The following is a 6,898-nucleotide window of genomic DNA, read 5'->3' on the forward strand; positions in this document are numbered from 1 at the left end:
AGACGGGGTCGACGCGATGGTCGAAGTGCCTGTCCCCGTGCTCAGCTGCGCGATCTTCTGAAAGCTGGCCTGGCCCGACCCGCCTCTTTGCCTTCTCACCACCAGTGTCCGCCCGACCGGAACAGCCTCCAGCATCGTACCGGCAAGCATCCGGTCGAGCGCCTCTGCCGCACTGTAGCTGCCGTTCAGCGGTCCGCTCATCAGCCCGCGGGTGACGGAGGTGTCGGCGATGATCGCATGCCGCGTGTCCAGCGCCAGTTGTTTGATGGCCTTGTCGAGCGGCTGTGCGGGAATCGACAGGATGCGCTCCTGCGCATGGGCTGGTGACGCTGTAACCGTGCTTATGGCCAAGGCGCCGGCGCTGGTCCCCAACAGAATGGCGCCAATCTTGGATATGGTCATGATAATCCCCCTTGTCGGCCGAACTTGTCGCCGGTGTCGCAAGGGAAACGCCAGTCGTGGAGACAACCCCACCTTCGCGAGATCATTTTTCCACTAGGATCGATCCGTCGTGCTGGACCTTCGCGGTAACCGGCATCGCGGTCGTTAGTACGGATACGAACTGCGCGCTGTCATCGATATGGAAGACGCCCGTGACTCGCTGGCCCTTGGCCGAGGACGCCACGCGAATGGGATGCGGCGTATATCGGGACAGTTGCGCAACGACGTCCTCGATGGGCGAATCGTCGAAGGTCAATTGTCCTGCGGTCCAGTCGCTGGCGCTGTTGATCGCCTGCACCTGTTTTACGAGCGTGACCTGGCTTCCTCTCGAATAATATGCTTGCTGCCCCGGCGCGAGACGGACGTGATCACTGGTCGCCCTGCAGGAAAAGCATCGCACCTCGACGCTGCCGTTGAGCAGCGTCACGCCGACGCCCTTAGTCGATGTGTCGACGACAAACCGGGTTCCCAGCGCGACTGTTTCGCCGCCGGCCGAAAATATCTTGAACGGCCGGGAGGGGTCATGCTTCACTTGGAAAAGGGCTCTCCCCTCCAGCAGCCTGCCCCCGCGCAGGCCCGGTTCCGCAAAGGGTTCGAACCGGCTTCTGGTGTCCAGCAAAACCGTGCTGCCGTCCGTAAGGATGACGGTCTTCTGTTCACCCACGCGCGTCGCGAACTGGTCGCTGCCCTGATCCAGGAAATCGCCATGGCCGAAATAAAATGCGCCGCCGATCAGCAGCGCCAGAGACGCGGCCAGAGCCATCGGCCACTTCCACCCGGAGGCGCGGGCCATATTGCCTGTGGACACTTGCCCGTCCGCCGCCAAGGCCTCCGCCCGCAACCAATGCATTGAGGGGCGTTCCGACACCTGGCCGGACAACTCCCAAAACTGGGCAATGGCGTGCGCAGCCGCCTCATCCTCGTCCTTGTCGTCCTGTTCGGCTTCCTGGCTTCTGCGCGAAGAGAAGCGCGCGGCCGCTGCGTCCAGCCGGGCCTTGGACACGGAGTGGTCGAACCGTTTCACGCGCCATCCTCCCGCAGAGCCTGGGACAATCGGCCGAGCGCCTTTGTCATGTGCTTTTCCACATTGGATATGCTTGTTCCACAGTGCTGCGCGATGTCCGCGTTCGACATATGCTCCATGCGGGCCAGCACATATACCTGACGGCATTTGGGCGGGAGCGCGAGGATGGCCTGCTCCACTCGCGTGAGCTTGTCGCGGCCCATAATGATACGCTCGGGTGTCAGTTCACAGGCGTCCGGCGCCACCAGGCGCAGATGCGGTTCCGCCTGCCGTCTGACACGCGCCGCTTTTGCCCGGTCCTTGAGGAGGTTGCGGACGATACGATAGAGTATCGGACGAATGTCACCTACGGGATAGCGGAACGCCGATCGGATGAGCCGGACGAAGGCGTCCTGGATGACGTCGTCGGCCGCCACGCTGTCGCCGGCCAGGTTGCTGCGCGCAAGACGATAGAGTTCGGTGCTGTGCGCCCGGAAGGCCTGCTCGATATCGCCCCGCGTCGTGGCGCCTAGATCATGTTCCATGGGTAGAATCTGCCTCACCTCCGCACATCCCGTTCGGTCAAGCGTTGACCATGGCCTGCAACGACAATGGCTTTCACGTCGCGAGAACCGCCGTCCCGCGCCGTCCGCCTCGCCAGGGAAAGACGGGGAGTTATGGGGAATCCACCAGTGCAAGCCATGGGTATCGCGGTTCTCGTTCGCCATGGCAGCCATCGTGTTTCGGAAAGGGTGGGGTTGGTGGGGGCTGGGTCGTTACTTGACCGGCAACCGGAAGACTGCGCGCGCAAAGGGGAACGCTGAAGACCATGAATATACCGGCATATCACGCAGCCATCATCGCGGGCCTTTGCATTGCCTCCCCAGGCAGCGCCGAGGCGGCAGAGGACAGGGCCGCAAGCCACCAGACAGGATCGGATCGATGTCAGGCGCTGATCGGCGCCCGGATATCGAATTCCGAGATCGTGGAGGCATCGCTGGTTGCCGACGGAGCGTTCACTACTCCTGGCGGGGTCAAAATTTCCACTTTGCCCGCCTTCTGCCGGATTGCCTTTACGTCGGTCATGTCCGCGGATTCGTTGGTCAGGAACGAAATCTGGCTGCCGCTGCAAAATTGGAACGGGCGTCTGCTGAACACCGGCAATGGCGCGATGGCCGGGGCCATTCGCTATGGCGGCAATCAGGATGCGATGCCTGACTATAGTCTAGCGACCGGTCTCCGGCGGGGCTATGCGGTAGCCAATTCAGACCTTGGCACATCGCCCTATCAGGTCGATGGCTACAGCGCGGTCGGCCATGTCGTTAAATGGTATGATTTCGGTTTTCGCGCCACCCATGAAACCGCGATAGTATCGAAACAGATCGTCGCCCGCTACTACGGCCGTGGCCAAAAGGCCGCCTATTTCGCGGGCTGTTCGACCGGCGGGATGCAGGGCCTGCGCGAAGCCCAGCAATTTCCCGATGACTTCGACGGCATACTCGTCGGCAATCCCGGGAATAATCGCAGTCGCCTGCTGCTGGCCAATCAATATCAATATATGCTGCCAAAGCTCTATCCCGCCGACATCCTCTCGCCCGCGAAACTGAAGTTGATGTCCGACGCGGTCCTCAAGGCCTGCGGAACGCTGGGCGGAGGCCTGGCAAGCGATCCCTTCCTGGCCGCGCCCCAACAATGTAGGTGGAAGCCCGAAACCCTCGCCTGCACCGGGTCCTCGCAAGCCGGGGCGTGCCTCACCCAAGGAGAGATCGCGCTTGCCAACAAGATGTATGACGGCCCTCGCAACAACAAGGGCGAGATTATTTTCCCCGGCTTGCCGCGCGGCACGGAGCTGGGATGGCAGGAATTCATGGAAGCCGCCCCGATCGCAGACCCGCCCTTCCTCGGCGTCAACAAGTCGGTCCTGGGTCAGCAATGGGACTGGCGAAAAATGGACTGGGACAAGGATGCCAGCACGTTCATCGAGATCATGGGCTTTTTGTGGGATGCCACGAACACCGACCTTACGGCTTTCGAAAAGGCCGGCGGCAAGCTGATGCTCTATTTTGGCCTCGCCGACAGCACGGCGGCAGCCGACGACGCCTTCGACTATTATGCCAAGGTCGGCGTCCGTATTGCCCAACGCGAAGGCCTGAACCCGGCAAAGGCGCTGGCGAAGCAGCAAAATTTTTTCCGGGCTTTTTTCTTCCCGGGCATGGGCCATTGCCGCGGCGGGCTTGGGCCGAACACGTTCGACGGCGTCGATGTCTTGGCCAAATGGGTCGAGGGCAAGGAAGCGCCGGCGTCGATCGTTGCCAGCTATACCCCTCCTCGGTCGAAGAGCGGTCCAGGCGTGCTGGCGGGCGGCGCATCGGGTGAATCTATGACAAGGCCCGTCTGCGCCTATCCAAAGCATGCCGTCTACAAAGGCTCGGGTGACAGGACGCGTCCGGAAAACTTCAATTGTCGATGAATAGGTCCATGTGCTGGCGGATGCCTTGAATCTCCATGATGGCCATCGCGGCGCTATCGGCCGACCGATAATCTGGGATGGATCTTGCTTGATCCCGTCATGGGCATTGTCTGGGCGATCATCATCGCGTTGGTCCTGATCGTTGATGCGGGATACCGCTTGCGTCCTGCTCGATACTACCGACGATCATGTCGCAGACAAAGTGCGCATACTTGTAGAGGCGAGCGGCGACGCGCATATTACGGACCTCCATGTCTGGCGCGTCGTCCCGAAGCCCATGCCGGGATTGTCAGCGTAACCGACGGCCCAGACATCGAGCGCGGCGTGATCCTGCAACCTCTGCAGCCCGTGCATGAATTGGCTCGCCTGACGATCGAGATCCGGTAAACTGATGAAGTCTCCCTGCGTCGATCTATGCGCATTCGATGGTCGTACCGTGAGAACGGCAGCGGAATAGTCGGCCACGGTAGCGGCGGGATAGATCCGCTGCGGGCGGCGTAAAAGTCGTCCACCTTGAAGCCTCTCTGCTTGGCGGGGAGGACTGCGGATTTTCAGCGTGGAACTCTATCTGAAGGTACGTCTGGCTTGCGCGGAAGGGCTGAGCCAGCGGAGCGCGGCGAAGCGTTTCAATGTGTCGCGCGACACGGATCGCAACATGCTGTCGTTTTCATCGCCGCCCGGTTACCGGCGCGAGGCAGCGCCTTGTCGTCCAAAGCTCGACGGATTTGTAGCGATCATCGATGGCTGGCTCGACGGGGACCGGGGCGCTCTGTGCAAGCAGCGCCATACGGCGAAGCGGGTATTCGATCGCCTGCGCCAGGAGCATGGGTTCACCGGCGGCTATACCCTCATCAAGGATTACGTTCGGGAGCGTGAGCAGCGTAGCCGGGAGATGTTCGTGCCGCTGGCCCACCCGGCGGGCGATGTGCAGGCCGATTTCGGGGAGCGTAACAGCCAAGGTCAGCGGAACGGCCCCCGCGACGACAATGCCCACGCGCCAGCCCAGACTGATAAGGCTGACGACCATGACGATCGCGAGCGCTTCGAGAAAGGTCTTCATGAACTGATCAACGGCGTCGCGGATGGCACCGGCGGCAGGATCACTGTCAACGAAGCGCTGATTGCCGCCAATCAGTCGGCAACCTCGCCGCATTCCATCCGCGCGCTGACGTCTGACCTGGAGGCATTCGACTTGTGGTGCAGGCGCACGAACCAGATCGCGCTGCAGGCGACACCTGTGATCGTGGCCGCCTATCTGGATGACCGGGCAGGGAAGGGGGCCAAGCTGACCCCGTTCGGCCGCTACCGGGCCTCGAGCGCGAAGATCCACCAGCTGCCCGATCTCAAGGATCCGATACAGGCGGAGCTGGTCAGATTGCGGCTGGGGGCGATCCGGCGCGAGAACGGCGTGGCGCAGGCGCGGCCGTTGCGCTTCAAGGGGCCGGTCAAGGGCGTCGAGCGTGACAAACCCCGTTCTCAACATCAAAGCGCTCCTGGAGGCCTGCGGAGACGATCTGACGGCTTTGAGGGACTCTTTCACCGCCTATGACACCGGCTTGCGCGCCTCGGAGCTCGTGCGGTTGCGGTAGAGCATATTGTCGATGCTCTCGATTCCGACGCGCGGCTGCTGGAAATTCCGCGCAGTAAGGCAGACCAGGAAGGGGATGGGGCGACCGCTTATCTGTCCCCGCGGTCGGTGCGCGCAATCGCGGCCTGGCGGGCGGTGTCGGGAATTGAGACCGATGCGCTGTTCCCGCGCGTGCAGCTGCGGCGCTGAAACTCGCGCAGCGCGGAGGCAGGACGGCGGATCGATAGCATTTCGTCGCGAGAAACTTGGGATTTGCGCAAGACCCTGCCGAAGCGCGCCGTGGCTGCGCGTGTCGAATATGATGTGGGGGGCGCTTCATCCTGCCTCGATCGGGTCGATCTGGCGGGCGATGATCCAGAAGGCATTAGATCGCTGAACGTTGCTGGATTTGACGGTCGATGACGTGGCGCGGCTGCTCAAGGGATCAGCGGGCATTCCAGGCGGGTTGGCTTAACGCAGGACATGTTGTGAGTGGTGAGGACCTCGCCGGCATGATGGACGAGGGGCGGTGGAAAAGTCCGCGTATGCCGTTGGTGTAAAACCGCAATCTTGCCGAACATGGAGCAGTGGGACGGCTGATGGTGGAGATCGGCGACGGGCCCAGATATATGGGAAACCGGCCGCGCGCTTAGCGTTGCATCCGGCCGGCGTGCCGCAATCAAAGAAAAGACCCGCTACGGAACATATGTTCCGTAGCGAATCGGAGCTGAATGGCTACGGTCGCGTTTACCCAACTGCGCATAATGCACCAGCATCTGCGCGTTGGAGTCAGATTGAAGCAGGTCGGCGAGATGGACCAGAACGGCAAGATTGTAGAGCACCACCCCGGCGGCATGAGCTATGGCAGGTTCGCCGCGATGATCGTCACGTCTACAGTGATCATGTTCGGGCTGATGTATCTGAACACCTACGCGCTCGGGCATGTCGAATATAGTCAGACGCGGACTTGGATGGCCGTGGTGATGGGAGCGACCATGGCTCTGATCATGATTGGCTTTATGTGGGGCATGTATTCTAACCGGCGGGCCAATATTGGCATCGTCATGGCTGCGGTGGTTGCTTTCGCTGGAGCGCTGTGGCTCGTGCGCAGTCAAGAAACCGTGGACGATGTCTCCTACCTGAAGGCGATGATCCCGCACCATTCCATCGCGATCATGACCAGTGAGCGTGCTCACATCAAGGATCCGCAGGTACGTCTGCTGGCCGACCGCATAATCGATGCACAGGTACGAGAGATTGCGGAGATGAAGCGCCAGATCGCTCGTTTGGAGGCGAAGCCAGTGGCCAATGCTGCACCTGATCTGCCATCCTACCGCGATCGCCAAGGTGCGCCGCCCCCGCCGGAAACCGACGCTGACGCCGGAATAAATACGCTCGCGCCGATCCATTGAGCGAA

Annotated in this window: 6 protein-coding genes and 2 pseudogenes; 4 read left to right on the top strand and 4 right to left on the bottom strand. The window is 61.6% G+C overall.

Features of this window, described 5'->3' with window-relative positions; translation table 11 throughout:
* The 4 genes from VMR39_RS15050 to VMR39_RS15065 all read right to left on the bottom strand — a co-directional run.
* Positions 1-402: STN domain-containing protein (locus tag VMR39_RS15050; protein ID WP_325416775.1), on the bottom strand; the 402-nt coding region annotated here is incomplete at its 3' end.
* A gap of 82 nt (positions 403-484) precedes the next feature.
* Positions 485-1,465 carry a FecR family protein gene (locus tag VMR39_RS15055; RefSeq protein WP_325416776.1) on the bottom strand — a complete coding sequence of 327 codons (981 nt, stop codon included), beginning with the start codon at positions 1,463-1,465 and terminating at the stop codon, positions 485-487.
* Positions 1,462-1,989 carry an RNA polymerase sigma factor gene (locus VMR39_RS15060; RefSeq protein WP_325416777.1) on the bottom strand — a complete coding sequence of 176 codons (528 nt, stop codon included), beginning with the start codon at positions 1,987-1,989 and terminating at the stop codon, positions 1,462-1,464. The genes VMR39_RS15055 and VMR39_RS15060 overlap by 4 nt, the downstream gene beginning before the upstream one ends.
* Before the next feature lie 400 nt (positions 1,990-2,389).
* A complete protein-coding gene (locus VMR39_RS15065) occupies positions 2,390-2,629 on the bottom strand; it encodes a hypothetical protein (protein ID WP_325416780.1) in 240 nt (79 codons plus the stop codon).
* On the opposite strand from VMR39_RS15065, the gene VMR39_RS15070 reads away from it, so the two are divergent.
* The 4 genes and pseudogenes from VMR39_RS15070 to VMR39_RS15090 all read left to right on the top strand — a co-directional run bounded on the left by VMR39_RS15070 (position 2,529) and on the right by VMR39_RS15090 (position 6,893).
* Entirely contained in the window at positions 2,529-3,914 is a 1,386-nt protein-coding gene (locus tag VMR39_RS15070; protein WP_325416778.1) for a tannase/feruloyl esterase family alpha/beta hydrolase, read from the top strand. The genes VMR39_RS15065 and VMR39_RS15070 overlap by 101 nt on opposite strands.
* A 556-nt stretch (positions 3,915-4,470) precedes the next feature.
* A pseudogene (locus tag VMR39_RS15080) lies at positions 4,471-4,860 on the top strand (IS21 family transposase); the annotation flags it as partial.
* Positions 4,861-4,977: 117 nt separating this feature from the next.
* Positions 4,978-6,041 (top strand): annotated as a pseudogene (locus VMR39_RS15085) (integrase).
* A 252-nt stretch (positions 6,042-6,293) separates the two neighbouring features.
* Positions 6,294-6,893 (top strand): DUF305 domain-containing protein, encoded by a 600-nt coding sequence (locus VMR39_RS15090; RefSeq protein ID WP_325416779.1) that lies wholly within the window; start codon positions 6,294-6,296, stop codon positions 6,891-6,893.
* The last annotated feature ends 5 nt before the right edge of the window (positions 6,894-6,898 follow it).

The organism is Sphingobium sp., assembly GCF_035511395.1.
Taxonomy (GTDB): domain Bacteria; phylum Pseudomonadota; class Alphaproteobacteria; order Sphingomonadales; family Sphingomonadaceae; genus Sphingobium.

What these genes read in the sequence shown, in the direction of transcription:
- VMR39_RS15060 (WP_325416777.1), bottom strand. Translation starts at nt 1,989, where the DNA reads ATGGAACATGATCTAGGCGCCACGACGCGGGGCGATATCGAGCAGGCC.
- VMR39_RS15070 (WP_325416778.1), top strand. Translation starts at nt 2,529, where the DNA reads ATGTCCGCGGATTCGTTGGTCAGGAACGAAATCTGGCTGCCGCTGCAA.
- VMR39_RS15065 (WP_325416780.1), bottom strand. Translation starts at nt 2,629, where the DNA reads ATGGCCCCGGCCATCGCGCCATTGCCGGTGTTCAGCAGACGCCCGTTC.
- VMR39_RS15090 (WP_325416779.1), top strand. Translation starts at nt 6,294, where the DNA reads ATGGACCAGAACGGCAAGATTGTAGAGCACCACCCCGGCGGCATGAGC.